The sequence below is a fragment of the Mycobacterium sp. genome (assembly GCF_035697385.1).
Lineage (GTDB): Bacteria > Actinomycetota > Actinomycetes > Mycobacteriales > Mycobacteriaceae > Mycobacterium.
This window is the reverse complement of the sequence record NZ_DASSCY010000116.1, coordinates 1-2,121: the sequence shown is the minus strand read 5'-3', so window position 1 is coordinate 2,121 and position 2,121 is coordinate 1. Positions and strand designations below refer to the sequence as shown.

The following is a 2,121-nucleotide window of genomic DNA, read 5'->3' as shown; positions in this document are numbered from 1 at the left end:
TCTTCGTCGGCGACCGGACCAAGACCGACCTCGCGTACCGCTCGGGTGCCGACGAGGATGCAGGTGCCGACGAGTGGCTGCGGATCCGTCACGACGAGGCGCTCTCGCCGGAAGCTGTTGTGCGGCTGGCAGAGGCTGCGCGTGACCGTTACGGCTTCCGTGACTTCAAGCTCAAGGGCGGTGTGCTGCCCGCCGCAGATGAGGCCAAGGCCGTGATCGCCCTCGCGGACCGATTCCCAGATGCGCGAATCACCTTGGACCCCAACGGCGCCTGGCTTCTGGAAGACGCGGTGCGGACCTGTCGAGAGCTGACCGACGTCCTCGCGTATGCCGAGGATCCAGTCGGACCCGAGGGGGCATTCTCCGGTCGCGAGGTGATGGCCGAGTTCAAACGCGCGACCGGGCTGCCGACGGCCACGAACATGATCGCGACCGACTGGCGCGAGCTGGGTCACGCCATCCGAGCCGGTGCGGTCGACATCCCGTTGGCTGATCCGCACTTCTGGACGATGAACGGGTCGGTACGGGTCGCGCAGCTCTGCGACGCTTGGGGGCTGACGTGGGGATCTCACTCCAACAACCACTTCGACGTCTCGCTGGCGATGTTCACCCACGTCGCCGCGGCGGCCCCTGGCACCATCACCGCGATCGACACCCACTGGATCTGGCAGGACGGGCAGCGAATCACCAAGCAGCCCTACGAGATCGCCGATGGCCACCTCACCGTGCCCGACCGCCCCGGGCTGGGCGTGGAGATAGACCTTGACGCGGTCGACGCGGCTCACGCGCTTTACCGTGCCGAAGGTCTCGGCGCTCGCGACGACGCGGCCGCCATGCAGTTCTTGATCCCCGGTTGGACGTTCGACAGGAAACGTCCAGCACTGCAACGGACCTGATCGTGAAGATTGTCGTCGGCGATCCGAACCTAGTACCGCATCGGGACCGCCTGGAGGCCGCGCTGCCACCGGGATCGACGGTTGTTTGGGGCAACACGTCACTGGATGACCTGCACGACGCCGACGTCTTCGTCGGTGGCCGGTTCACGGCTGAAATGGCCGGTGCTGCTGGGAAATTGCGTCTCGTGCACGCAGGCGGCGCGGGTACGGAGAAGATCGCATTCGACGCGTTGGCATCGGACATATTGGTGGCGAACACCTTTCATCACGAAGAATCCATCGCGGAATACGTACTGGCGGCGGCGGTGCTGCTCCGTCGTGGCTTCCTCGAACAGGATTGGTCGCTGCGCGAGGGGATCTGGGCGACGGCGGTGTACGACCGATCGATCCCGCAGCCGAGGTCGCTGCGGGCGGCCCGGGTGGGATTCGTGGGTTTCGGGCACATCGGACGACGCAGCTGGGAATTGTTCCGGGCGTTCGGTTGTACCGGTGCCGCTGTCACAGGCAGCGGCAGGTTCGACGCGGCCGCCGAAGGACTGGCATGGGCGGCCGGCGTCGGGGAACTGAACCGGCTGATGGCTGATTCCGAGGTCATTGTGGTCTCGGCGCCGCTGACCGAACGCACGGTCGGCATGATCGACGCGGAGCAGCTTCGTGCGCTGGGACCCAAAGGTGTGCTGATCAACGTGGGCCGTGGTCCGCTGGTGGTGGAAGATGCGCTGTACAAGGCACTTTCGGCCCGTACCATCGCCGCGGCGGCCATCGATGTGTGGTATCGCTATCCCGGCGCCGACGGGACTGCGGCGCCAAGCGAGCTGCCGTTCGACAAGCTGCCGAATGTTCTGATGACTCCGCATTCGTCAGGCGTCACGGAGAACACGTTCGTCGGCCGCGTCGACGACATTGCAGCCAATATCGGTCGGCTGTCGCGCGGTGAACCGCTGAATAACCTCGTCGCGCGATAAGTCCCAAGGGCAAGACGCGCTGCAAGCGCCCTAGTCGACGAGCCGGGTTATCCACAGTCGCGTTTTTATCCACAGGTTGGGTTTGGCCGGGTCGTTTTGGTTGGCGGCAGTAGTTAGTGTCGAAAGTATGTTCGATCAGTTGGTGGCGGCCGCCGAACCCACCCGGGGTGCTGGCGCGGTGGGTGCGTGGGCGCGGGTGGAAAACGCCGCCTGCGCGCGCCGCCTGTCGGCGATGGCCGATGTGTTGGAGGCCCGGATGG

Annotated in this window: 2 protein-coding genes; both read left to right on the top strand. The window is 65.6% G+C overall.

Annotation, left to right across the window (positions count from 1 at the left end; translation table 11 throughout):
* A partial coding sequence (locus VFH65_RS10185; protein WP_353321153.1) for an enolase C-terminal domain-like protein occupies nucleotides 1–896 on the top strand: 896 nt, incomplete at its 5' end.
* 2 nt (nucleotides 897–898) lie between these two features.
* Nucleotides 899–1,861 carry a 2-hydroxyacid dehydrogenase gene (locus tag VFH65_RS10180; RefSeq protein ID WP_353321151.1) on the top strand — a complete coding sequence of 321 codons (963 nt, stop codon included), beginning with the start codon at nucleotides 899–901 and terminating at the stop codon, nucleotides 1,859–1,861.
* Nucleotides 1,862–2,121: the final 260 nt, after the last annotated feature.